This window comes from uncultured Shewanella sp. (assembly GCF_947495455.1).
Classification (GTDB): domain Bacteria; phylum Pseudomonadota; class Gammaproteobacteria; order Enterobacterales; family Shewanellaceae; genus Shewanella.
This window is the reverse complement of record NZ_CANLZC010000053.1, coordinates 1-24,437: the sequence shown is the minus strand read 5'-3', so window position 1 is coordinate 24,437 and position 24,437 is coordinate 1. Positions and strand designations below refer to the sequence as shown.

The following is a 24,437-nucleotide window of genomic DNA, read 5'->3' as shown; positions in this document are numbered from 1 at the left end:
AATGAGTATTAGGTTATGATAGACAGTATCATGTTTTTATTTTTGAGTTTTTATGCTATCCATTGAACATTTACTCACTGACTTAAGCCCCTTATTACATCAATATGGTTATGTGCTTTTGGCATTAGCGATTGCTGCTGAAGGCATTGGGATCCCGGCTCCCGGCCAATCATTATTAGTGGTGGCCAGTATTTTGTCATCTTTAGGGCAAATGTCTTTACCCCTTATTGTGATTGTTGCGGGGAGCAGCGCTTTTTTGGGGAATATCTGTGGCTATTGGATTGGCCTTCAATGTGAGCATATATTGATACGAAAAAACTGGTTATCAAAACAAACCATTGATAAATGCCATTCATTCATTGAACGTTATGGTATTTGGGGTTTGATGATGAGTCGATTTATTGAAGGCTTAAAGCAACTGATGCCGCTTGCTTGCGGGATTGCAAAAATGCCTTTTAAGGCGTTTTTAGTGGGCAATACTTTCGCTGTGATACTTTGGGTACTTTGTTTTGGTATTGCACCTGCTTATCTTTATCATCAGCGAGCATTTTTATTGGATTTTTATCATCATTATGCCGTAGTGACTTGGTTTGTTGTGATAGGACTGGTTATAGTAGGGGTGTTATTTGCTGTGCGTCAATATCAAAAAAAATGACAAAACATAGATGGCAAAATGATATTCTCCTATGTCTGAGAGTCGAGTCTGATAGTGAATGGACTAAATTAAACCCTCTTTTTGGCATATCATATGAGTGTTTGAGCATAGTATTGTAATAGCCCTGTATTTAGAATGTTCAACAGTGGCTAAGTTTTCGCTTATGGGCTAAATGAAGATGCTTCTCTTCGCATGAGCTGCATCGTTGCTTTAAGGGAAATTGTTCTAATACTTGATGATTGATTTGTATTTCACAATCTGAGCACAGACCATATAAGCCCATTTCTAATTGACACCAAGCAGCATCCAACTGGATGAGTTGTAAAGTAATAGGGTGTTTTTTACCCAATGTTTCAGTCATTAATTGAATGGATTGAGATATTGTATGGGTTTGTAAATTAAGGTGTGCCATATTATGAGGAAGAAAACGTTGTGCTTGTGTTTTCAAATCTATTTCAATTTTGGATAGCTTATCCACAATATTATCTGTTTTCATTGTTTGTTGTCAGTGAGTGTCATTTTTAATGAGTTTACGGACTTAACATTAATGAAGACATGACTGAGATCAATTCTCAGTCATGTTTTTACAGTATTCCATTTGCTGCTTGATTATTCTTGGTGTGCAGTTTTAAGGTTTTTTACAATATCGTGAGTTGTTTTATGGACTCTTAGCTGACGAAAAAGCTGGTTAGCTTCGGGGTATTGACGGTTTAAATAGGTAAACCATTGTTTGATGCGACTAGGATAATAATCACTTTTTCTACCTGCTAGCTCTTTTTGCGTATAGTCTAGCATGAGGGATAAAGTTTGTTTCCAATCATAGGGCTGCTCTGCTGATTTAATACAGGCGGCTAGGTTAGGTAAAGCAATTGCTCCTCGACCTATCATAATAGTGTTGCAATGGGTGGTTTGCATACACTTAAATGCATCGTTTTTGCTCCATATTTCGCCGTTAGCAATTACAGGTATGGGTAAAGCTTGTTTAATTTGAGTAATATATTCCCAATAGGCAGGTGGCTTATACCCATCGACTTTACTTCTAGCGTGTACCGCAATTTCTGTTGTACCAGCCTCATAAATAGCTTGCGCATTTTCTAAAAAAAGGCTCTTATCTTCAAAGCCTAAACGTATTTTGGCTGTCACTGCATGTGTTTTAGGGACGGCTTCTCTTATTGCTTTCATGATTTGGTAGAGTTGTTCAGGGTATTGTAATAATACTGCCCCACCTTTGTTTCGATTGACTATTTTTGCTGGACAACCAAAATTAACATCAATGCCATGTGAGCCTAGTTCTATCGCTTTTACGGCATTTTCCGCCATCCACTGTGGATGTTGACCTAATAACTGTATTCTGACTGGTGTCCCTGAAAGCGTTTTTCCTTGGTTGAGTAGTTCAGGGCATAAACGGTAAAAGACGCGATTAGGAAGTTTTTGATTAACAATACGAATGAACTCTGTGACCATTAAATCATAAGGATTAATAGCGGATAATATTTCACGCATTAAATCATCAACAACCCCTTCCATTGGGGCTAAGATCACTCGCGGTGTACTGGTTACTGCATTCACTATTAATCCGAATATATTGAGAAAATCGCGGCATTCTACCTTATGTTCAGCTCAATGCATAAGTCTGTTTTTGCATTTTTTAAACATGAAATAAACGGTTACCGTGTCGTCTTCGTCAGTGTCACCTTGCTTTATCAGTAATAAGTGAAATACTAGTAAAAAGGTTGAAATTTTATTGTGACTATTTAGGTCTATTAACCTAGGTCGGCATGATTTGACGTTTAGTTATTCAACATTGCGATAAAAGGAAGGAAAGGATTATGAAATTAGCAAAAAAAACGGCTGTAACATTGGCTGTAGGGTCAGTAGTCGTCGGCGCCACACTGGTTTCCTCTGCGACTGCAGATATCTTTGGCTTTAATGAAATGCGAGTGGGCTATCAAATTGCGGCAGATGAAGGTGAAGGAAGTATAAAGTCAGAAGCGCAAGATCAAGCCGAAGCTGAGGCACAAGGCGCACCTATGCCTGCACCAGATGCTAAAGGCAATGAAGGTAAATGTGGAGAAGGCAAGTGTGGAGGCAGTGAGAGTAAAGCTAGCAGTACTGAAGGATCTTGTGGTGGGGATCATAAGTCTAGTGAGGGCACATGCGGGGGGGATAATAAGTCTAGCGAAGGCACATGTGGGGGCGATCATAAGTCTAGCGAAGGCACATGTGGCGGCAGCATGTAATGTAACGCTTTGACTTGCTCCTGTTACAAGATCAGTCTTGACTGATCTTGTTTGTTTTACGTAAAGAGGAAAGGATGATGCTTACAGCGCCTAAAGTTGGATTGGGTCTTAGGCGGGAAATGCTCAATGAAATGAAAGATCAGGTTCCTGATGAGATTGATTTTTTTGAAGTAGCGCCTGAAAATTGGATGAAGTTAGGTGGGCAATTTCAGAAATCATTTAGAGCATTAACCGAGCAATATGAGTTTTATACTCATGGTTTATCTTTATCTATTGGTGGCCCGAAGAATTTAGATATTGATTTTATAAAAGACATTAAGACGTTTCTGGATTTTCATCAAATCCAAGTGTATTCCGAGCATTTAAGTTATTGTTCAGGGCTTGGGCACTTATATGATTTAATGCCTATTCCTTTTACTCAAGAAGCTGTTTTTCATGTGGCCGATCGCGTCAAGCGAGTAGAAGACATTATTGAGCGCCCGCTAATTTTAGAAAATGTGTCTTTTTATGGCGCCCCTGGGGCACAGATGACCGAGCTTGAGTTTATCCAAGCTGTATTAGCAGAAACCAATTGCCAGTTACTGTTAGATGTGAACAATATATATGTTAATGCCGTTAATCATGGTTATGATGCTTTGGCATTTTTACAGGCTATTCCTCAAGAACGCATTTATTATTTGCATATTGCAGGGCATTTTCAACAAACGGCCGATTTGATTATTGATACTCATGGTGCTGATGTGGAGGATCCCGTTTGGCAATTATTAAGTCAGTGCTATGACTATCATGGCGTTTTTCCGACGTTACTTGAACGAGACTTTAATATTCCGAAAACGGAAGTGCTACTCAGGGAAATAAGAAAAATAAAGCAATATCAAAAGCAAAGAATGTATTCATCGCCATCGATTTTGTCAAGGAGTGCTTAGTGTCTTTTATTTCAATACAAAATAACTTTATGGATTATATTCGTGATCCCGCAAGCCCCTTACCAGATGGAATGACGGCTGAGCGAATGGAGGTTTATCGAGATTTATTTTTGAATAATATTTCAGGATTTGTCTCAAATGCTTTTCCTGTTTTAAAGAGCCTTTACTCCTCGTCACAATGGCGAAGATTAGTGCAAACTTTTTTTAAACAGCATGATTGTCAATCGCCTTTTTTTTCTGATATAGCAGAAGAATTTTTGGTTTTTTTGCAGGATGAATATGAATTAAAGGAACAAGATCCGCCTTTCATGTTAGAGCTTGCACATTATGAATGGCTTGAATTGCTTGTATCGATTGCCCTTGACAACCCTTTACAGGACTTTATTGAAAAGGCGGATATTGCTTTGAAACCATTGTGTTTGTCCTCGTCGGCTAAAGTGGCGCAGTATGCCTATGCTGTACAGCATATTAGTGTGGATTATCAACCCACGGAGCCTGCGAAGACGCCACAGTTATTTTGTGTATATCGTGATAAAGCCCATGAGATTAACTTCTTGGCATTATCGCCGTTAACTGCGCAAGTATTGGGGTATTTATCCCAATTTGAAAGTTTAACCTTAGCAGAAATCAATACTTGGTTGCAGCAAACCTATACTTCAATGGAACCCAGTTATTTACAGCAAGGTTGTTTAGATTTGTTAGTAGAATTAAGTCATAAAGGGATCATATGTGAGTATAAAGTATAAGTTTCTTTCTATCTGGTTAACTAGCCTTTATAATGCACGAAAAAATTGATCTGGATCAATATTCAGGCAGTATTAATATAGAGGATGCCATGGAAAAGTCTTTTAAAGATCCCTTTAATATCTTTCATTTTATCGGGTTCATTCTAGTGTTGCTTATTCCAACACTGCCAGCAAGCTTGTCTTGGTTAAAAATCAGCGGATTATTGTAAGCACAGAGTGTTTAATCAGCTATCAAGTTATGGCCACTCTAAACCCGTGATACTTCAAGATAAGGTATCACGGGTTTAGAGTGGCTTTTTATTGCCTATTGTTCATGATTAATCTCATATTGTCTGTTATTGTTGAATAAGCAGGTTAGGCCATTGGGAGGTAATATGGGCGTGACGCGTGGATTTTTTTTAATTGCGGGCTTACTTAGCTTATTACTCGGCATGCTTGGTATTGTTCTACCTATACTGCCTACAGTCCCTTTTATTTTATTGGCAGCCTATTGCTTTGCACGTTCCAGTCAACGCTTGTATCAATGGTTGATGACGCACCCTTGGTTTTCTGATGCCTTATCCAATTGGCAAAAAAATAAAGCCATTCGAAAGGGATTAAAGAGAAAAGCTTATCTAGTGAGTTTATTGAGCTTCAGTGTGAGTATTTTCTTTGCTCCGATTTTATGGGTGAAAATTTTTCTATTTTTTACAGCTGTTTGTTTGTTTTGTTATTTAAAAAGTGTGCCAGAAATAGAAGATGAAGCTTAGGAACAATAGCTTTATTATTGCTTTTTTTTGCTTGCTTGGTTGCAACGGGCTACAAAGGAGCTTAAGCTTCCCTCTGATTTTACACTTTAATGACATTTACTGTGGTGTTGGTTGATAATCGATCCGCTTTATGAATGCATTAACCTTAGTTAATAAAAGAAATAGATCCATGAATACTGAACGTTTAACGGTTATAAAAAACAGCATTAAAACCATTCCTGATTATCCGAAACCAGGCATCCTTTTTCGAGATGTGACCAGTTTATTGGAAGATCCCGCCGCTTACCAAGCAACAATGGCGCAGTTAGTCGAGATATATCAAGATCAAGGTTTTACTAAAGTGATTGGTACCGAAGCGCGAGGTTTTCTTTTTGGCGCGCCCTTAGCTTTAGCCTTAGGCATTGGATTTGTGCCAGTTCGTAAACCTGGTAAGTTACCTCGTGAGACGATTTCTGAAAGTTACGAATTGGAATATGGTCAAGATGTTCTTGAAATCCACACTGATGCGATTAATGCTAATGATAAGGTGCTAGTCATAGATGATCTATTGGCGACAGGTGGCACGATTGAAGCCACAGTAAAACTTATTCGCCGCTTGGGTGGTCAAGTTAATCATGCCGCTTTTGTCATCTCTCTTCCTGATCTGGGTGGCGAGAAGCGTCTTGAAGCCATGGGATTAGAATTGGTTAAATTGTGTGATTTTGAAGGTGAGTAATTAAAGATTGTACCCAAGGCCGCATTTGTGTTTTGGGTATATTTATTGAAGTGATATACCCGTGATACTTGAAGGTGCCTGTTTTCAGAGCTTGTAAAAGTGCCTAATTCAAGGCGTATTATTGCAAGAATGCTTATTGCCTTTTAAGATGATACAACGCAGAAGTCGGTGCTTTTACAGACTCCCAAAGGGCTGGCCCCTTTATATGTAAAAGCAAGGCCTTTTATACTGCGTTATTGAACATCAGCTTAGAATGACTAAGCACGCTGTTCAAAGCCTTGCCTAAAAGGCTTTTAATTCCAGCTGAATCCTGCATCTTCAAGTATCACGGGTATAGAAACTCTATGGCTTGCATGTTATTGTGTGATTTATATAAGAGGAGTCAACTTCTAACATAGGTTAGATAGTAGGAAGTTTCATGTCATATCAGGTGTTAGCCCGCAAGTGGCGCCCTGCCAAATTTGAGCAAGTCGTTGGTCAGTCTCATGTTTTGCATGCGCTAACGAATGCGTTAACTCAGCAAAGATTACATCATGCCTATTTGTTTTCTGGTACACGAGGTGTAGGGAAAACCAGTCTAGCGCGTTTATTTGCCAAAGGTTTAAATTGCGAGCAAGGTGTGAGTGCTCAGCCTTGTGGGCAGTGTGCTAGTTGTGTTGAGATTGCTCAAGGTCGATTTGTGGATTTAATTGAAGTGGATGCAGCTTCAAGAACCAAAGTCGATGATACGCGTGAGTTGTTGGATAATGTGCAATATAGGCCGAGTCGTGGCCGCTATAAAGTGTATCTTATTGATGAAGTCCATATGCTGTCTCGCAGCAGTTTTAATGCGCTGTTAAAAACCTTGGAAGAGCCGCCTGAACATGTCAAATTTCTTTTGGCGACAACGGATCCTCAAAAATTACCGATCACCGTTTTATCTCGTTGTTTACAGTTTAATTTAAAAAGCATTGCTCATGAAGACATAGTGACGCAATTGAGCCATGTTCTGTCACAAGAAACAATACATTTTGAAGAGCAAGCCTTAACGCTGATTGCTAAATCTGCCAATGGCAGTATGCGGGATGCATTAAGTTTAACGGATCAAGCGATTGCTTTTGGCGCAGGGCAAGTGATGCTCTCACAAGTGCAAACCATGTTAGGCAGTATTGATGAACACCATGTTATTCATTTACTGAAAGCATTGGTGAGTGGTGATATCGCCCAATTAATGCAAATGGTTTATGAGATCTTGTCTTTTGGAGCGGATGCCGATGAGGTTTTAAGAAGCTTACTTGAGTTACTGCATCAAATTACCTTAACTCAGTTTGCGCCTGCAGCGGCTCAGTTATCACTTAATAGTGAGAAGATTTTAACTTTTTCTCATGAACTTGATGCTGAGCAAGTGCAGCTTTACTATCAAATTTTGTTGGCTGGACGAAAAGAGCTTATTCATGCACCGGATCCTAAATCCGGTTTAGAGATGGCGCTGCTGCGAGCGGTAACTTTTGTGCCTGAAACGCCCATTACCCGTTGGAAAAAAGAAAATACATCTTCTAATGAAAAAGATAAGGCTGTTACAGATAGGATGGAGGCTGACAGTCTTCAAGTTAATCGGACTGATGATCCCAGTTTAGGGCATAAGCTGACGATTGATGATGGACAGGTTTCTCTTGATGCTTTAGAACAAGAGCAAATGCCTGCAGATCTGCGTGCTGAAATGGCATTAATTATGAGTCAGGCCCAGTCTCAAGGCCAAACTCAAGGACATTCTCAAGACCAGTTTCAAAATATAAGCGTTGAGGCTAGTTCAGTTGAGCCTATTGTAATGGAGCCTATGGGTAATGAATCGATGGAACAAGCTCAAGGCCAAACTCAGGGTCAATCTCAAGGTCATTCTCAAGATATAAGCGTTGAGGCTAGTTCAGTTGAGCCTATTGTAATGGAGCCTATGGGTAATGAATCGATGCAACAAGCCCAAGGTCAGTCTCAAGGTATAGACGTTGAGCCTATTGCGATGGAGCCCATGAATAATGAGCAGATAGGACAAGCTCAGAATGTCAGTGATGGATCTTATGCATTAGAAGCGGAAATGACAGGCATTATTCATGAGGCTATGGCGCAGGGGGGGGCTGAGCAGACGGTGCGGCCTTTGTCCTATACTGATGTTAGCTCCAGCCCTACCGCTGTATCAATGCCTGTGGTAGAAGATGACATTTTAGATGCCGTATTGGCAGCAAGAGATTCTTTACTCGCCCCTGTTGATGAAGATAAGGGTGGCAGTGAAACTGGAAAAAAGTTAACAATAGCGCATTCCAAACTGACAAACACCACTGAGAAAGCAGCGGCTCTACCTGATCATAATACTTGTGTGGTGGCCAAAAAAGACAGTGAAGGCGTTATTGATAATAGTGAAGAAGACAGGCCACCATGGGAAGTTGCACCTGCTAATATAAACCGTTCACCTGAATTACTCAGTCAAGAAGCGGATACGCCTGCGTCAGCAGTCTCCTCTGAACGGAGTTGTAGACTTCAACGTACTGATGTGCAGGCAGTGTCACCGACAGAGATGAAATCATCAGAGTCAGAGTCTGTGCCAGTGTCAAAGCCGTTGAAGACACCCTTAAGTGGCGATGAACGTGATCTTTTATGGTATAAATTTATGGCATCATTAGAGGTGGGTGGACGGGTTAGGCAATTGGCGGTTAATTCAGTGTGCCTTCAATTTAGTCAAACTGTCCATCTAAAGCTTAAGCCAGATCAAAAGCATTTGTGTGCAGATATCGCGATATTACAGTTAGAAGAAGCCATTACTCAAAGTGTTGGCCAAGCGGTGCAATTGTCTGTGGAAATTGGTTCAGATCTGAGTCGGGAAACGCCGCTCGAAGTGCGTAAGCGTTTCCACAAAGAATTGCTTAATGATGCCGCACAAACACTGGAGCAAGATGAGAATATTCAGTGGTTGATGCAAAACATGCAAGCACAAGTTCAACATGAGACGTTAGCCTACGCACCACCATTATTAGCAGAAAAGAGCAATGAAATTGCGTTATTGACCTTAGGGGACTTTGATAAATTAATTGTAGCCTAATGGAATGTCTTATTGCTAATCGGGCTCATTTTAGTAAAATTAATCCACTTTATCCGGTTGCTTGCAACCTTTAATTGAAGAGAAAAAACCTATGTTAGGAAAAGGCGGTATGGGCAATTTGATGAAACAAGCCCAAATGATGCAAGATAAAATGGCCAAAGTGCAAGAAGAAATTACACAAATGGAAGTGACAGGCGAAGCCGGTGCAGGTCTTGTGAAAGTCACTATGACTGGCTCACATAACGTGCGTAAAGTCGATATTGATCCTAGCTTATTAGAAGATGATAAAGAGATGCTAGAAGATTTAATTGCTGCAGCATGTAATGATGCAGCTCGTCGTGTCGATGAGAACCAAAAAGAGAAAATGGCCGCAGTGACCGGAGGCATGCAGTTGCCACCGGGAATGAAAATGCCATTTTAATCACAGATGAAATTTAGCCCATTGGTCGATGAGTTGATCCAATCACTGCGTTGCCTTCCTGGTATTGGTCCTAAGTCTGCTCAGCGTATGGCTTTTCAGCTTTTAGAACGTGATAGAAGCGAGGGTACTCAGTTAGCGAATACGCTTGCTCAAGCGATGTTGGACGTGGGACATTGTCAATCTTGTCGTACTTTTACTGAAGATGCACTGTGCCCTATTTGTGCGAGCCACAAGCGAGGAAATGCCAGTGTGATTTGTGTGGTGGAAACCCCCGCGGATGTACTTGCTATTGAGGCGGGAGGGCATTTCAATGGGCGATATTTCGTTTTATTAGGGCACTTATCGCCACTTGATGGTATTGGCCCTGATGAATTGGGATTAAACTTGCTTGAGAAACAGTTAGCTGACGGGGACGTTTCCGAGTTAATTTTAGCGACTAACCCAACTGTTGAAGGTGATGCCACAGCCCATTATATTGCTGATATAGCTAAACACTATCAGATCTCGGTGAGCCGTATTGCTCATGGTGTGCCTGTTGGTGGTGAATTGGAATATGTGGATAGTACGACCTTGGCCTTATCTTTTAATGGCCGTCTACCTTTGTAATAAGGTTAATCTTTGTTTATTAGCAGAGCGTTAATTCGTTAATACTGAGCTATTGATATATCGAAAGCACTTATTTTTCTTAATAAATAAGAATTAGATAAGTTAAAAAAATCCAGTAATGCGCTGCATTGGCTGGATTTTTTTTATCCACTTAAGATCTGATTTGAGTTTTACCCTTGAAATGCTTTTTTCTAACCCCATGTTTGAATTATTACTTACTTTATACTCGTTTTAACGATTAACCAGGGAGCATTTCATGTCTCAACAAGAAACTCATGGCTTTCAAACTGAAGTCAAACAATTACTCCATTTGATGATCCATTCTTTATATTCAAATAAAGAAATTTTCTTGCGTGAATTGGTATCCAATGCCGCCGATGCTGCAGATAAGCTACGTTATGAAGCGTTAACACAAGATGATCTTTATGAAGGTGATGGTGAATTACGTGTGCGCATTAGTGCAGACAAAGAAGCGGGCACCGTGACCATTGAAGACAATGGCATAGGGATGACACGTGACGGTGTAATTGAGCATTTAGGAACCATCGCTAAATCGGGTACGGCTGATTTCTTTAAAAATCTATCAGGTGATGAGTCAAAAGATTCACAGTTGATTGGTCAGTTTGGTGTGGGTTTCTACTCATCTTTCATCGTTGCCGATAAAGTGACAGTGCGAACTCGTGCTGCAGGCCTGAGTGCCAGTGATGGTGTGTGTTGGGAGTCAACAGGTGAAGGTGATTTTACTGTTGAGAATATAGAAAAAGCCAATCGTGGTACTGAAATCATCTTACATTTACGCGAAGAAGAAAAAGAATTCGCTGATGATTATCGTTTGCGCTCCATTATTACTAAGTATTCAGATCACATCTCAGTGCCTGTTGAAATGTATAAAGAAGGTACGCCTGAGCGTGATGGACCAGAGGGACCAGACGGTGAGCCAGGCGAGAAAATTCCTGCAACTGAGGGTGCATGGGAGGCGATGAACAAAGCGACAGCGCTTTGGACTCGCAATAAGAGTGATATTTCTGACGAAGAGTACCAAGAGTTTTATAAGCATATTTCTCACGATTATAGCGATCCATTAAAGTGGAGCCATAACCGTGTTGAAGGTAAACAAGAGTACACTAGCTTATTGTATCTGCCTTCTCGTGCGCCATTTGATATGTGGAACCGCGATCGTAAGCATGGACTAAAATTATTTGTTCAACGCGTGTTCGTTATGGATGATGCAGAGCAATTTATGCCTAGCTACTTGCGTTTCGTACAAGGGTTAATTGACTCAAATGACCTACCATTAAACGTTTCTCGTGAAATTTTGCAAGATAACAAAGTCACAACAGCACTGCGTACTGCTGTGACTAAGCGTGTGTTAGGCATGCTTGAGAAGCTGGCTAAAAACGATGCTGAGAAATATCAAAGCTTCTGGAGTGAGTTTGGCCAAGTGTTAAAAGAAGGTCCTGCAGAAGATTTTGCTAATAAAGAACGTGTTGCAGCCTTATTAAGATTTGCTTCTACTCAAGGTGAAGGGGCGGCTGAAACCGTTTCATTAACAGATTATGTTGGCCGTATGAAAGAAGGTCAGGATAAAATTTATTATATTGTGGCTGACAGCTATGACGCGGCGGCAAACAGTCCTCACTTAGAATTATTACGTAAAAAAGGCATTGAAGTGTTATTAATGTCTGAGCGTATTGATGAATGGTTAGTCAGTCATTTAACTGAGTTTGATGGTAAGAAGCTTCACTCTGTTACCCGTGGTGATTTAGAGTTAGGCTCATTGGAAGATGACAGCGAAAAAGAAGCGCAAGAGAAACTTGAGTCTGAATCAGCACCGTTAATTGAGCGTGTTAAAGCCGCATTAGGCGATAAAGTGTCAGATGTGAAAGTGACAACGCGTTTAACAGACACACCTGCTTGTGTGGTTGCCGGTGAAGGTGATATGTCAACGCAAATGATGAAAATGATGCAAGCAGCAGGACAGGCAGTGCCTGAGTCTAAGCCTATCTTTGAGCTGAATCCTGAACATCCATTAGTTGTTCGTCTAAATGATGAGCAAGCTGAAGATGTCTTTGCTCAATGGTCAGAGTTGTTATTACAGCAAGCATTGCTGTCAGAAAAAGGCAGCCTAGCGGATCCATCTTCTTTCATCAAGTTGATGAATGAAATGTTAGTGGCTAGCGTTAAGTAGCAATAAGAAGAGGCAGATTATCTGCCTCTTTTTTTATTCATGTATACTTGCATGATAGCAAGAGATACAGGGGGCATAGGAATAAATATAGGTCATATCACTATGCGTTCAATTGAAGAAGATGTAAATGTAAAAGGAAGAATATGGATACTGTTCTGGAATTGACGAAAGAAAATATACAAGAGATTGTTAATGCCTCAATGGAGCACCTTGTGGTATTGGCATTTTGGGCTGAGCAGAGTCCTGACAGTGTCAGTTTTGGACAAGTGTTAATGCAAGTTGCACAGCAGCAAGCTGGGCGCTTTATTTTAGCTCGTGTGAATTGCGAGTCTGAAGGGGAAATCGCCAATTACTTTCAAATTCACAATTTACCCACTACGTTAATTTTACATAAAGGCAAGCCTGTCGATGGCTTTGTGGGGGTGAAAGAGGCGGCAGAGATTTTACCTTTGCTTGAGAAGCACTTACCCGCCCAGTGGCAATTACGATTAAATGAAGCAAAAACATTGCTGGCTAATCAAGATTGGCAAACAGCCTTACCTTTATTAAAGCAGGCGTTTGAGGAAAACCAAAGTGCTGAGGTGGCGCTGACTTATTGTGACGCACAATTGATGGCCGGTGGCCTTAGCGAAGCCGAAAACTTATTGAATTCTATTGGCTTGGCCGATCAAGATGGCTATTATCAAAGCTTGAAAGCCAAATTGGCATTGGCACTGGAAGCGGCAGATACGCCAGAAATTCGATTATTACAAAATGAATATGAACAGCACCCTGACGATAGCCAAGCGCTGATTAAGTTAGCCAAAGCCTTGCATCAAGCGAATCGTCATGAAGAAGCCCTTGAGCTTATTTTTGCCCCTCTTCAAAAAGATGTGGCGGCGGGTGAGGGTGAGATCAAACAGGTTTTTCTTGAAATCTTAACGGCACTGGGTCAAGGCCATGGGTTGGCTAATCAATATCGACGTAAATTGTATACTTTACTTTATTGATGCCGATTTTATCGGTATTAATGAATGAGTGCATTCAAATAAAGCGCTTCAAAATTGTCGTTAATTATGCGAAGATCGCGCCATAATCACAATCTTGCAATACAGAGGAAGAGTTTAAATGCGTATTATGCTGTTAGGTGCCCCAGGAGCTGGTAAAGGGACTCAAGCCCAATTTATTATGGAAAAGTACGGTATTCCTCAGATCTCTACGGGTGATATGTTACGCGCAGCGATAAAAGCGGGAACGCCACTAGGTTTAGAAGCCAAAAAAGTCATGGATGCAGGACAACTCGTGTCTGATGAACTGATTATTGGTCTCGTTAAGGAACGTATTGCTCAGGATGATTGCCAAAAAGGTTTTCTATTAGACGGATTTCCTCGTACTATTCCTCAGGCCGATGCAATGGCTGAAAGCGGTATTGCACTGGATCATGTTATTGAAATTGATGTGCCGGATGAAGATATTGTCGCACGTATGGCGGGTCGCCGAGTCCATTCAGGCTCAGGTCGTGTTTATCATATTGTATTTAATCCTCCTCAAGTAGAAGGTATCGATGATGTGACAGGTGAAGCGCTGTCTATTCGTCCTGATGACGAAGAAGCCACTGTGCGCAAACGTTTAGCTATTTATCATGAGCAAACTAAGCCACTTGTTGAGTATTACATGCAAGTTGCGTCTAACACTGATGTGACTTATAACAAGTTTGATGGCAGTCAATCTGTTGCTCAAGTGAGCGAACAAATTGTGGCGGCATTAAGCTAGTTTATCGCGTATCACGCATCTTTTTGCTATTTTCTGATCAGGCTCACTTTTTGTGGGCCTGATTTTTTACATCTGCATGTCTGCTGAGTCATTTTCTTGTTATTATGTTGACATTGCAGTACGCACAATGTTTGTTTTTATACTCGAATAAATGACGAGTGATTTTTTGTACAATTAAACGGTAAAATAGGTGTATGGATCATATGCTTATTTGTTTTAAGCCATTTTTATAATGATATTTAGCAAGGAAGCTGGATAAAGAGAGCGCTATATGAAGTTTCCTGGTAAACGTAAGTCTAAGCATTATTTTCCTGTGAATAATCGTGATCCATTATTGGCTCAGCTTATTCAGCAGCCGAGACCTTTTTCTACTTATATTGCAGGAATTGACCAAACCTTGGTTGATATTGAAGCGAAAGTCGGTGATGAGTTATTAAGTCGTTATGAATTGCCCAAGGGAAACTCCACACTCATCAATGATGAGGTGGCGCATGCATTATACACTGAGCTAAAGCAGCAGTCTTTGATCAGTGATGAATTTGCCGGCGGCACGATTGGTAATACGGTACACAATTATTCCATATTAGCCGATGATCGTTCTGTCTTGTTTGGTGTAATGAGCCAAAATATTGAAATTGGTAGCTATGCTTACCGTTATTTGTGTAACACTTCATCGAAAGTGGACTTGAACTTTTTACAGCCCGTGGATGGTCCCATAGGGCGTTGCTTTACATTGATTTCTGAATGTGGGGAGCGCACGTTTGCCATTAGTAAAGGGGCAATGGATAAGCTGACGCCTGAGTATATTGATAAGGAGATTGTTCAAGGGAGTTCAGCACTGATTTTAACCGCCTATTTGATGCGGGCGAGTGGAGATGATCAGATAACCCAGGCGGCGATGACAGCGATAGAATATGCCAAGGAGGCAGATGTGCCAGTGGTGTTGACGCTGGGAACCCGTTTTTTGATTGAAGAAGATCCAAAATGGTGGCAGCAGTTTATCACAGAGCATGTGACGATTTTAGCCATGAATGAAGACGAAGGTGAAGCACTCACAGGGTTTAAAGATCCATTATTGGCCAGTGAAGCGGCATTAGATTGGTGTGATATGGTATTGACGACAGCGGGTCCATTGGGCTTATATACTGCTGGATATACTGAAGAATCCGAAAAGCGTGAAACGAGCCATACATTATTGCCTGGTGCCATTCCTGAGTTTAACCGCTATGAGTTTTCTAGGCCTAAGCTAAAACAAGCCTGTGAAACGCCAATGAAAGTTTATGCACACATTTCTCCTTATATGGGCGGACCTGAAAAAATTCGTAATACCAATGGTGCGGGTGACGGTGCTTTAGCGGCATTATTACACGACTTATCCTCTAATACTTTTCATCGCCAAATTGTACCAGGTTCGAGCAAGCATACTCGAGATGGTTTATGTTACTCCTCATTTTCTCAAATTTGTAAATATGCAAACCGTGTGGCTTATGAAGTGCTGGCCCAGCACAGCCCGCGATTATCTCGTGGTTTACCCGAGAAAGAAGACAGTTTAGAAGAGAGTTATTGGGAACGATAATGAATGGATGAGTGATAACTAAAAAAGCGTCCAATTGGACGCTTTTTTAGGAACTAGACAATCCTTACTCTTTAATATGCATTTGCTCTTTAAAGTTTTTAGCAGGATGACCCGCAATAGGCGAGTTAAAGACTTCTTCATTGAACTCATTTTCAGATTTTGCAATCACTAAAGTGGCGACAGTATCACCTGTGACATTGACTGCAGTGCGAACCATATCCAGCAATCTATCCACACCAATAATTAATGCGATACCTTCAACTGGAAGGCCCACTTGATTGAGTACCATGGCAAGCATGATAAGCCCAACTCCTGGTACACCTGCTGTACCAATAGAGGCTAACGTCGCTGTGACAACAACCATTGCATAGTCGGTAATGGTTAAATCAATACCAAAGACTTGTGCAATAAAGACAGTTGCGACACCTTGCATAATGGCTGTGCCATCCATGTTAATCGTGGCGCCTAAAGGCAAGGTAAAGGAAGCGACTTTATTGTGGGCGCCTAATCTGTGCTCAGCGGTTTCAATGGTGACTGGTAAGGTGGCATTTGAGCTTGCTGTACTGAAGGCAAATAATTGCACATCACGCATTTTACGAATAAAGGTCACTGGATTTAATCCAGAGAAGAGCTTTAACAGTGTGGGATAGACAATAAAACCATGGAGCAGTAACACCAGCAATACCACGAAGAAATATTGAATGACACTTTGGAAATCGTCTAAACCTAAGGTTAAGGCGAGTTTTGCCATCAAGGCAAACACACCGTAAGGAGCCAGTTGCATGATTAAGGTGACAACACGCATGATAACTTCATTTAAGTCTTCAAATAAAGCGACAACGCGCTTACCACGCTCACCAATGTGAGAAATCGCAAAACCGAAGATAACTGCAAAAATAATAATTTGCAGCATGTTACCTTCGCTCATGGCTTTGACTGGGTTGGTAGGCACAATATTAATAATAACTTGAGATAAGCTGGGTGCTTGTTTGGCATCGAAATGCATACCCTCAGCCACTAAACTTGCATTACCGGGATGAAGCGCAATAGCCACAAGAATCGCCATGCATAAGGCGATGGCGGTGGTGAAAAGGTAAAACGCAATGGTTTTTCCTCCTAAGCGTCCTAATTTTGAAGGCTCACTTAAGGAGCAAGTTCCGCAAACAAGGGAGATAAAGACGAGTGGAACAACGAGCATTTTTAGACCAGAAATGAAGATAGTGCCGATCACATTTAAAAAGCCATCGGTTAAATATTCTTTAATAAAGTCACTTTCTGGAAAGAGGTTTCGAAGCAAGAGTCCGAGAAGGATCCCACCTGCCATACCTAACAGTATTTTACTGGTTAGGCCGAGCTTTTTTGTTTTAGTCGTAGCCATATTGCTTCCTTTATAATTTTTATGGAGCTAAGCATGCCTTTCAATGAAGGGTAAAGCCTAGCAAGAAAGCGCTCAGGATGAAATGTTTTGTCAGCTTACAGTCAGCTTCAAATGGATTAAAAGTTAAAATATTTAGTGTTTATTATATTTCAAGGTGTCTTATTGTTGATAAGTTGTTTGTTTATGGTTAGCTTTTAGTTTTGGGTGTGTTGTTTTTGGTTGTTCCAAAGTTGTTCTTAAGTTGTTTGTATCGTGATCGAACTAACAGAGGAGCTGACAATGGAGTCAGTTAAATATTTTTTAACGGCTGTATTTTGTTGTTTTTTTATACTAAGTTGCGGTGGAGGAGGGAGTTTTGAGGAAGAATCCGATGAACCCACAGAGGAAACTTACTTTCTCGCCTTGTCTATTTCCCAACAAGCCATTTCAGCTGCAAATCCTGCAACTGTGACCGCAACGGTGAGCAGCTCAAAAAGAGGATTGCTTGAAAATGAATTGGTGACTTTCGCTTTAAATGATCCCACATTAGGCTCGTTTGATCCCATAACAGGAACGGCGATCACCGATATTAATGGGCAAGCACAGGTGATGCTTTATACTTCTAACATTAAAGGTGCAGGTTCAATCACTGCCACATTGACGAATCAGATTGATACGAATGATACGCACACTTTTACCATGTTAGGCGATGGTGGTGCAGCGGGTTTACGGCAAGTGATACTTGAGCTTATTGATGCGGATGGAAATGCCATTGAAAGCATTACGCCTAAACAGCCAGGTCAGTTAAAAGCAAGGGTAATAGGGACGAATGATCCCGTTATTGTCACTTTTACAAGCCAGTTAGCTTCTATTCCCATCAATACTGTTGTGACCCAAGAGGGGGTTGCAATAGCGGATATCTATGCGGCAACGCAGTTGGGTGCTGACACAGCCACAGCAAGCATAAGCAGTGAAGAGTTCCATCAGGTTATTTTTACTGTGGGCGCTAAAGATCTAAAGATGGGAGCCGGAGAGGTGTTTGAAGAGGGGTTGGCATTAGTAAGCATAGATGAGCTTTCGGCAGGGGGCACAGCGACAGTATCCATTGAAATTCGAGATGATGAAGGCAATTTATATACCGATGAGTTTATAAACGTCAATTTCTCTTCTATTTGCACCGATGCGGGCTTGGCTTCTTTAAGTTCTCCTGTTATCGCTATTAATGGAGAGGCAAAGAGTACTTATCGCGCCGAAGGCTGTGTTGGTGAAGATGTGATCACTGTTACAGCCGATGTGGGCACAAGTTTATCGGCTAGGGGCAGTATTGAGATCTTTCCTGCCGATAGAGGCAGTATTGAGTTTGTGTCGGCAACACCTGAGCAAATCGGCATAAAAAATACCGGCGGCATAGCCACATCCTTAGTCATTTTCAAAGTGCTGGATGTGAGCGGTCAGCCCATGAGTAATGAAACTGTGTACTTTTCGTTAAATACGGCAGTGGGCGGTCTAGACATATATCCTACAGAGGCCACAACGAATGCAGAAGGCTTAGTGCAAACCACAGTGAATGCTGGCACCACGGCCACGCCTATTCGAGTGACCGCTTATCTTAAAAATGATGATGAAGAGTATGATGATATTTCCAGTCAATCCAGTGAGTTGGTGGTGACAACTGGCATTGCGGATCAAGACAGTTTTTCCTTAAGCGCAAGTAATTACTCACCGGAAGGCTGGGACATTGATGGTACTGAGGTGATTGTGACCGCGCGCTTGGCCGATGCCTTTAATAATCCGGTCCCCGATGGCACGGCAGTGACCTTTCGCACCGAAGGTGGATCCATCGATGATTATTGCTTTACGATAAATGGCAGCTGTTTTGTGACATGGCGCAGTCAAGATGTGCGGCCTGATGGCGCTTATTGGGGGGATACTGATCATCCTGCTGACTTAAATGGTTATTTTGATGTACAAGAAGCCTATTCAGACACTGACTTTGCCCAGCCGATGGGAGGGCGTGTCACTATTACTGCCTTTGCCATTGGGGAGGAGTCTTTTGCCGACACCAATGGTAATGGTCGCTTCGATGAAGCGGAGCGGCCATTATTTTTGGGCGATAATACTCAAGGTGAGCCTTATGATATGGCTGAGGCTTTTGAGGATTTCAATGAAGATGGCGTGTTCAATCCTTACGAATATGTTGATGGTCCAAGAGGAGAAGCTGGAGGTGAACTAGAGGAGTTGATTGACTTCAATGGCCATAGAGAAAATGTAAATGGTTTTTTTGATATCGCGGATGGAAAATATAATGGCGTGCTATGTGGCTGTGCACTAGATAAAGATTGTGATTTTCAAGAGCCGAAAGAAGAGGACTCTTTAGAGCCTGATCCTTATGGTCATGTATATTGTGGCTTAATTGAAGATGGCACAGCGTCCATTCATGTGAGGAAAAATATAGTGTTGGTGATGTCAGGTAGCACTGCTTATGCCTCACAACCTATTATCACAGACAGTGATGGCGGTACGAGAAATCAAGTGATGGATATTGTGACAGAAGGAATTGGTAGCTTGTCCATGATAATTTCTGATTTACACAATCAAACCTTGCCTTCTGGAACGACCATTGAATTTGAAACCTCAGCAGGTCGCATAGCTACAAGCCCTTCCATCACAGTGCAAGACAGAGGAGGAGAAGGTTTAGTGATTAATGTGTCGGTGCAAGGTGGTACTGAGCCAGAATCAGGCATGTTAGATGTGATGGTGAGAACGCCATCTGGTGTAGAGACTATTGTGGCCAGTATTCCTGTGGTGATATCTTAATTAACTTACCCAACGAATAAGGATGTCATCTTATTCGTTGGGGAAAAAGTTTTTGCTAATTTATCGATTTAATCATAATGCTTAACGCTGAAATTGATACACATTGCCTAATTGCATGATCTGAGTCAGTTCATCCAGTGCTGTGCGTGATTCAATAATCAATTGTGGATCGGCTAAATCTTGTATGCTGAGCCTGTCGCGATAATGCTTATCGACCCAAGTATTGAGTGTAGTAAATAGACTGTCATTCATTAAGGTATGAGGGTTCACAGCTGCAACTTCAGTGGCGTTCATCGCGACACGTAAACGTAAACAGGCGGGACCTCCGCCATTTTGCATGCTTTGTTTGACATCAAAATAGTGCACTTTCTTGATGGGAGTGCCTAATGTTACTAGCTCATCCAAATAAGCTTTCACCGCTTGGTTTTCTTCACAATTTGTGGGGGCGATAATGGCCATATCACCTGAGGGTAGAGTGATAATTTGAGTGTTGAAAAGGTAAGTGTTGACAGCATTTGAAATACTGACTTTCTCAGTTGGAACTTCAATGAAATGCAGTGGTCTATTGCATGTTCGATTGAATTTTTCTTGTATCTCAGCCAGTTTTTCTTTTGTGTTGAGAAAGGCTTGCTCATGATAGAAGAGCACATTTTGATTACCCACCGCGATGACATCATTGTGAAATACCCCTTGATCGATAACCGCTGGGTTTTGCTGAATATAGACAGTTTGTTCATCCACAAGGCCATGTAATCGCGCTATGGCTTGAGAGGCCTCTAGTGTTTGACGGGCAGGGTATTTTTCAGGCGCAATGGCATTGAGCTTGGTGGCTTCACGGCCGTATACAAACAGCTCTACGCCTTTATTGTCATAGTCACCACAAAGGCGTGTATGATTGGCCGCCCCTTCATCGCCAAAGCTGGCATGTTTTGGTAGATGTTGATGATGATGAAAATAGCGGCTATCGTTAAAGGTAGCAGCGAGGATACGGCCTGTGGTAATAGGTTCAATACTGCGATGGAGTTTATCGACTAAATTGGCTGGGGTGAAATGCAGCTTTTTGTCAAATGTGTCGGAACTTGGAGAGACAGTTGCCGCATTGGCTGTCCACATGCTTGATGCACTGCAGCAGGCATTGAGCAATAAGGGGGCCTGTTTTACAGCTTGAGCGAGCACCTTGGCGTCAGAGCCAGTAAAACCTATGCGGCGTAATGTATGAAGATCAGGTCGCTCTTGAGGAGCCAGAATGCCTTGCACTAATCCTAGGTCACCAACGGCTTTGGCTTTAGCTAGCCCTTGTTTAGCCGCAGCTTTAGGATTAGAGATGGCATCGGCATTATTAAATGAGGCTACATTGCCAAATGATAAACCGGCATAGTTGTGAGTTGGACCTACAAGTCCATCAAAATTCGCTTCAAAATGATCCATTGTATATCCTTAAATCGGCAGAGGCTGTTTTATGTATATCCAAAAGATCTGTGGATAGTGATAAAACGGCGCTGTTTAGCGCACAATATACACAAGCTGCTAAGGTTACAAGTTTGATAAATGTTACAGAAAAGGGCTATTTGAATTGAAATGCACTAAGGCACCTTGCTTAATGACTAATCATGGAATATTAGTTTTTAAATACGCAGTATTATTTTTCGTTTTTTTTTATAAAACGGTTAAAAAGTGTCTTACTAATGCAAATAAAACAGGGTTCCACTTGAAAGTGTTTGCACAACACTCTATATATGGAGCCAATTTTCATGATATTGAAACTTGTTGGCGCAAATTAATTTATGGGTAAATCGCTAGTTATTGTCGAATCACCGGCAAAAGCCAAGACTATTAACAAATACCTTGGTAAAGAATTCATCGTTAAGTCGAGTGTGGGACATATTCGGGACTTACCGACCTCTGCAAATGCGGACACGAAAGTGGCCAGTAAATCCCCTGCTGAAGTGCGTAAAATGTCAGCAGAAGATAAAGCAGAGTATAAAAGGATCAAGGCTCAACAGGCATTGATTGCTCGAATGGGAGTCGATCCTGAGCATGGCTGGAAAGCAAACTATCAAACCTTACCTGGCAAAGAAAAAGTCGTAAAAGAGTTACAAACTTTAGCCGAATCTGCCGATCACATCTATCTCGCAACCGATTTGGATAGAGAAGGGGAAGCCATTGCTTGGCATTTACAAGAGGTAATTGGTGGTGAGCAATCTCGCTATCAACGCGTAGTGTTTAATGAGATCACTAAATCGGCCATTAAAGATGCCTTTAGTCAGCCTTCACATTTAAACACAAATATGGTCAATGCTCAGCAAGCTCGTCGCTTTCTCGATCGTGTTGTTGGCTTTATGGCCTCTCCCTTATTATGGAAAAAGGTGGCAAGAGGATTATCCGCTGGCCGAGTGCAATCGGTGGCTGTACGTTTAGTGGTTGAGCGTGAAAGCGAAATTAAAGCCTTTGTTCCTGAAGAGTTTTGGGATGTGCATGCTGAGCTGAATACGGCTAAACAAGAAATGCTCAAAATGCAAGTGGTTAAGTGCCAAGATAAGGCGTTTAAGCCCGTTAGTGAAGCTCAAGCTCAAGCGGCTGTTGATGCATTATCTCAGGCTTCATTTACGATTACTGCCAGAGAAGACAGAGCCACACAGAGTAAACCTTCTGCACCTTATATTACTTCCACACTTCAGCAAGCGGCAAGTACGCGTTTAGGCTTTGGTGTTAAGAAAACCATGATGATGGCGCAGCGTTTGTACGAGGCCGGTCATATTACTTATATGAGAACGGATTCAACGAATTTAAGCCAAGAAGCACTAGATAGTGTGCGGGAGATGATAGGTCAAGAGTTTGGTGATAAGTATTTGCCTGAAGCGCCATTACGTTATGGCAGTAAGGAAGGGGCACAAGAGGCCCATGAGGCGATCCGTCCGTCAAACGTAAAAGTTGAATCAGCCTCGCTTACTGATATGGAGCGGGATGCGCAGCGTTTATATGAACTGATTTGGCGCCAATTTGTTTCTTGCCAAATGACGCCAGCGAAATATGATGCCACTCGGTTAACGGTAACGGCAGGGGATTATGAGCTAAAAGCGTCAGGGCGCATATTGAAATTTGATGGTTGGACACGTGTTCAACCTGTAATGAAGAAGAAAAATGAAGAAGATAATACGCTGCCTGTTGTCAATAAAGGGGATGTGCTTAATTTAAAAGATCTTCTACCTAAGCAACATTTCACTAAACCTGTAGCGCGCTTTAGTGAGGCGTCTTTAGTGAAAGAGTTAGAGAAAAGAGGCATTGGTCGGCCGTCGACTTATGCAACGATTATTTCAACCATTCAAGATAGAGGCTATGTAAAAGTTGAAAATCGCCGCTTTTATGCCGAGAAAATGGGGGAAATCGTCAGTGATAGCTTAGTGGGAAGCTTTCAAGAGTTGATGAGTTACGACTTCACTGCCAGCATGGAGCAAACATTGGATGAAGTGGCTCAAGGTCAGCGAGATTGGAAAAATGTGCTCGATGGCTTCTATCAAGACTTTACTGAGCAAGTGGCCAAAGCGGAATTACCTCCTGAAGAGGGCGGAATGCGTCCTAACGAAATGGTATTGACGGATATCGAATGCCCTACTTGTGCAAGACCTATGGGGATCCGTACCGGGACAACGGGAGTGTTTCTAGGGTGTTCTGGTTATGCCTTGCCGCCAAAAGAGCGCTGTAAAACGACCTTAAATCTGACTGCGGGTGAAGAAGCCATCAGTGAAAACAGTGAAGATGCGGAAACTGACGCACTCAGAGCGAAACACAGATGTGGTGTTTGCGGCACGGCGATGGATAGTTATCTTATCGATGAAAAACGTAAATTGCATGTGTGTGGTAATAACCCTAGCTGCGGCGGTTATGAAGTCGAACAAGGGCAGTTTAAGATTAAAGGCTATGAAGGCCCCATTATTGAGTGTGATCGTTGCGGTCATGATATGGAGCTTAAAAATGGTCGCTTTGGTAAGTACTTTGGTTGTACCAACAGTGATTGTAAGAATACGCGAAAATTACTGAAAAGTGGTGAAGCGGCGCCGCCAAAAGAAGATCCTATTCACTTACCTGATTTAAAGTGCACTAAGTCGGATGCGTATTTCGTATTAAGAGATGGTGCTGCGGGGATCTTTCTAGCGGCCAGTACCTTTCCTAAGTCACGAGAAACCCGTGGTCCACAGGTTGCGGAATTAGTGAAATATCGTGATTTGCTGTGGCCAAAGTATCAATATTTAGCCGATGCACCTATTAAAGACGATGAGGGTAATTTGGCAACGGTGCGCTTTAGCCGCAAGACGAAAGAGCAATATGTTGCAACGGATGTTGACGGTAAAGCCACAGGTTGGACTGCGAAATATATTGACGGAAAATGGGTCGCTGAGGCGAAAAAGAAAGCCAAACCCAAAGCTAAAGCCAAAGCGAAAGAATAATCTTTGGTCATGTTATTAAGCCCTCAAAGAGTCTGGCTCTTTGAGGGCTTTTTACTGTGTGCACTTTGTTCCGTCCAATGAAAAGGGGCAAAGTATGTTATACCAATTCTATTATATAAGTGATCTTTCAGCGGGAATTCAACATGCTGTAGGCAAGGTCGTTAATTGCTCCTG

Annotated in this window: 20 protein-coding genes; 16 read left to right on the top strand and 4 right to left on the bottom strand. The window is 41.8% G+C overall.

The window, feature by feature from the left end:
* The first annotated feature begins 52 nt into the window (after positions 1-52).
* A complete protein-coding gene (locus Q0791_RS14295) occupies positions 53-655 on the top strand; it encodes a DedA family protein (protein WP_299007587.1) in 603 nt (200 codons plus the stop codon).
* 139 nt (positions 656-794) lie between these two features.
* Here Q0791_RS14295 and Q0791_RS14290 read toward each other — a convergent pair whose 3' ends face one another.
* Positions 795-1,151: a TraR/DksA C4-type zinc finger protein gene (locus Q0791_RS14290; protein WP_299007584.1), complete on the bottom strand. Its 357-nt coding sequence runs from the start codon at positions 1,149-1,151 to the stop codon at positions 795-797.
* Positions 1,152-1,264: 113 nt separating this feature from the next.
* Positions 1,265-2,182, bottom strand: a complete 918-nt coding sequence (locus tag Q0791_RS14285) for a tRNA-dihydrouridine synthase (protein WP_299007613.1) — start codon at positions 2,180-2,182, stop codon at positions 1,265-1,267.
* Positions 2,183-2,484: 302 nt separating this feature from the next.
* Between Q0791_RS14285 and Q0791_RS14280 the strand changes: the two genes are divergently transcribed.
* The 13 genes from Q0791_RS14280 to Q0791_RS14220 all read left to right on the top strand — a co-directional run bounded on the left by Q0791_RS14280 (position 2,485) and on the right by Q0791_RS14220 (position 15,644).
* The gene (locus Q0791_RS14280) at positions 2,485-2,895 is read left to right on the top strand and encodes a hypothetical protein (RefSeq protein WP_299007582.1); all 411 of its coding nucleotides are present in this window, start codon (positions 2,485-2,487) and stop codon (positions 2,893-2,895) included.
* Positions 2,896-2,969: 74 nt separating this feature from the next.
* Positions 2,970-3,821: a DUF692 domain-containing protein gene (locus Q0791_RS14275; RefSeq protein ID WP_299007578.1), complete on the top strand. Its 852-nt coding sequence runs from the start codon at positions 2,970-2,972 to the stop codon at positions 3,819-3,821.
* Positions 3,821-4,567 carry a putative DNA-binding domain-containing protein gene (locus Q0791_RS14270; RefSeq protein WP_299007576.1) on the top strand — a complete coding sequence of 249 codons (747 nt, stop codon included), beginning with the start codon at positions 3,821-3,823 and terminating at the stop codon, positions 4,565-4,567. Before Q0791_RS14275 ends, Q0791_RS14270 begins: the two co-directional genes overlap by 1 nt.
* A gap of 32 nt (positions 4,568-4,599) precedes the next feature.
* Positions 4,600-4,776 carry a hypothetical protein gene (locus Q0791_RS14265; protein WP_299007614.1) on the top strand — a complete coding sequence of 59 codons (177 nt, stop codon included), beginning with the start codon at positions 4,600-4,602 and terminating at the stop codon, positions 4,774-4,776.
* A gap of 165 nt (positions 4,777-4,941) precedes the next feature.
* Complete coding sequence (locus tag Q0791_RS14260) at positions 4,942-5,316, top strand: YbaN family protein (RefSeq protein ID WP_299007572.1); 375 nt, start codon at positions 4,942-4,944, stop codon at positions 5,314-5,316.
* Between the two features lie 169 nt (positions 5,317-5,485).
* Positions 5,486-6,031 carry an adenine phosphoribosyltransferase gene (apt, locus tag Q0791_RS14255; RefSeq protein WP_299007570.1) on the top strand — a complete coding sequence of 182 codons (546 nt, stop codon included), beginning with the start codon at positions 5,486-5,488 and terminating at the stop codon, positions 6,029-6,031.
* A 418-nt stretch (positions 6,032-6,449) separates the two neighbouring features.
* Complete coding sequence (gene dnaX, locus Q0791_RS14250) at positions 6,450-9,101, top strand: DNA polymerase III subunit gamma/tau (RefSeq protein ID WP_299007568.1); 2,652 nt, start codon at positions 6,450-6,452, stop codon at positions 9,099-9,101.
* 91 nt (positions 9,102-9,192) lie between these two features.
* Positions 9,193-9,522 (top strand): YbaB/EbfC family nucleoid-associated protein, encoded by a 330-nt coding sequence (locus Q0791_RS14245; RefSeq protein WP_299007564.1) that lies wholly within the window; start codon positions 9,193-9,195, stop codon positions 9,520-9,522.
* Between the two features lie 6 nt (positions 9,523-9,528).
* Complete coding sequence (recR, locus tag Q0791_RS14240) at positions 9,529-10,128, top strand: recombination mediator RecR (RefSeq protein ID WP_299007560.1); 600 nt, start codon at positions 9,529-9,531, stop codon at positions 10,126-10,128.
* 256 nt (positions 10,129-10,384) lie between these two features.
* A complete protein-coding gene (gene htpG, locus Q0791_RS14235; protein ID WP_299007557.1) occupies positions 10,385-12,316 on the top strand; it encodes a molecular chaperone HtpG in 1,932 nt (643 codons plus the stop codon).
* Positions 12,317-12,459: 143 nt separating this feature from the next.
* Complete coding sequence (locus Q0791_RS14230) at positions 12,460-13,305, top strand: tetratricopeptide repeat protein (protein ID WP_299007554.1); 846 nt, start codon at positions 12,460-12,462, stop codon at positions 13,303-13,305.
* A gap of 118 nt (positions 13,306-13,423) precedes the next feature.
* Positions 13,424-14,068: an adenylate kinase gene (gene adk, locus Q0791_RS14225; RefSeq protein WP_299007551.1), complete on the top strand. Its 645-nt coding sequence runs from the start codon at positions 13,424-13,426 to the stop codon at positions 14,066-14,068.
* Between the two features lie 271 nt (positions 14,069-14,339).
* The gene (locus tag Q0791_RS14220) at positions 14,340-15,644 is read left to right on the top strand and encodes an inosine/guanosine kinase (RefSeq protein WP_299007549.1); all 1,305 of its coding nucleotides are present in this window, start codon (positions 14,340-14,342) and stop codon (positions 15,642-15,644) included.
* 64 nt (positions 15,645-15,708) lie between these two features.
* Here the strand turns inward: Q0791_RS14220 and Q0791_RS14215 are convergent, their stop codons facing one another.
* Complete coding sequence (locus tag Q0791_RS14215) at positions 15,709-17,022, bottom strand: dicarboxylate/amino acid:cation symporter (RefSeq protein WP_299007547.1); 1,314 nt, start codon at positions 17,020-17,022, stop codon at positions 15,709-15,711.
* A gap of 279 nt (positions 17,023-17,301) precedes the next feature.
* On the opposite strand from Q0791_RS14215, the gene Q0791_RS14210 reads away from it, so the two are divergent.
* Positions 17,302-19,818 carry a hypothetical protein gene (locus Q0791_RS14210; protein ID WP_299007545.1) on the top strand — a complete coding sequence of 839 codons (2,517 nt, stop codon included), beginning with the start codon at positions 17,302-17,304 and terminating at the stop codon, positions 19,816-19,818.
* An 81-nt stretch (positions 19,819-19,899) separates the two neighbouring features.
* Here the strand turns inward: Q0791_RS14210 and astB are convergent, their stop codons facing one another.
* Positions 19,900-21,246, bottom strand: coding sequence for an N-succinylarginine dihydrolase (gene astB / locus Q0791_RS14205; protein ID WP_299007543.1), 1,347 nt, complete (start codon positions 21,244-21,246; stop codon positions 19,900-19,902).
* Between the two features lie 356 nt (positions 21,247-21,602).
* Between astB and topA the strand changes: the two genes are divergently transcribed.
* Complete coding sequence (topA, locus tag Q0791_RS14200; protein ID WP_299007541.1) at positions 21,603-24,263, top strand: type I DNA topoisomerase; 2,661 nt, start codon at positions 21,603-21,605, stop codon at positions 24,261-24,263.
* Positions 24,264-24,437 lie beyond the last annotated feature (174 nt).

Excerpts from the sequence above, each read along its gene's own strand:
- Q0791_RS14295 (WP_299007587.1), top strand. The coding sequence starts at position 53 with ATGCTATCCATTGAACATTTACTCACTGACTTAAGCCCCTTATTACAT.
- Q0791_RS14290 (WP_299007584.1), bottom strand. The coding sequence starts at position 1,151 with ATGAAAACAGATAATATTGTGGATAAGCTATCCAAAATTGAAATAGAT.
- Q0791_RS14285 (WP_299007613.1), bottom strand. The coding sequence starts at position 2,182 with ATGGAAGGGGTTGTTGATGATTTAATGCGTGAAATATTATCCGCTATT.
- Q0791_RS14280 (WP_299007582.1), top strand. The coding sequence starts at position 2,485 with ATGAAATTAGCAAAAAAAACGGCTGTAACATTGGCTGTAGGGTCAGTA.
- Q0791_RS14275 (WP_299007578.1), top strand. The coding sequence starts at position 2,970 with ATGATGCTTACAGCGCCTAAAGTTGGATTGGGTCTTAGGCGGGAAATG.
- Q0791_RS14265 (WP_299007614.1), top strand. The coding sequence starts at position 4,600 with ATGCACGAAAAAATTGATCTGGATCAATATTCAGGCAGTATTAATATA.
- Q0791_RS14260 (WP_299007572.1), top strand. The coding sequence starts at position 4,942 with ATGGGCGTGACGCGTGGATTTTTTTTAATTGCGGGCTTACTTAGCTTA.
- apt (WP_299007570.1), top strand. The coding sequence starts at position 5,486 with ATGAATACTGAACGTTTAACGGTTATAAAAAACAGCATTAAAACCATT.
- dnaX (WP_299007568.1), top strand. The coding sequence starts at position 6,450 with ATGTCATATCAGGTGTTAGCCCGCAAGTGGCGCCCTGCCAAATTTGAG.
- Q0791_RS14245 (WP_299007564.1), top strand. The coding sequence starts at position 9,193 with ATGTTAGGAAAAGGCGGTATGGGCAATTTGATGAAACAAGCCCAAATG.
- recR (WP_299007560.1), top strand. The coding sequence starts at position 9,529 with ATGAAATTTAGCCCATTGGTCGATGAGTTGATCCAATCACTGCGTTGC.
- htpG (WP_299007557.1), top strand. The coding sequence starts at position 10,385 with ATGTCTCAACAAGAAACTCATGGCTTTCAAACTGAAGTCAAACAATTA.
- Q0791_RS14230 (WP_299007554.1), top strand. The coding sequence starts at position 12,460 with ATGGATACTGTTCTGGAATTGACGAAAGAAAATATACAAGAGATTGTT.
- adk (WP_299007551.1), top strand. The coding sequence starts at position 13,424 with ATGCGTATTATGCTGTTAGGTGCCCCAGGAGCTGGTAAAGGGACTCAA.
- Q0791_RS14220 (WP_299007549.1), top strand. The coding sequence starts at position 14,340 with ATGAAGTTTCCTGGTAAACGTAAGTCTAAGCATTATTTTCCTGTGAAT.
- Q0791_RS14215 (WP_299007547.1), bottom strand. The coding sequence starts at position 17,022 with ATGGCTACGACTAAAACAAAAAAGCTCGGCCTAACCAGTAAAATACTG.
- Q0791_RS14210 (WP_299007545.1), top strand. The coding sequence starts at position 17,302 with ATGGAGTCAGTTAAATATTTTTTAACGGCTGTATTTTGTTGTTTTTTT.
- astB (WP_299007543.1), bottom strand. The coding sequence starts at position 21,246 with ATGGATCATTTTGAAGCGAATTTTGATGGACTTGTAGGTCCAACTCAC.
- topA (WP_299007541.1), top strand. The coding sequence starts at position 21,603 with ATGGGTAAATCGCTAGTTATTGTCGAATCACCGGCAAAAGCCAAGACT.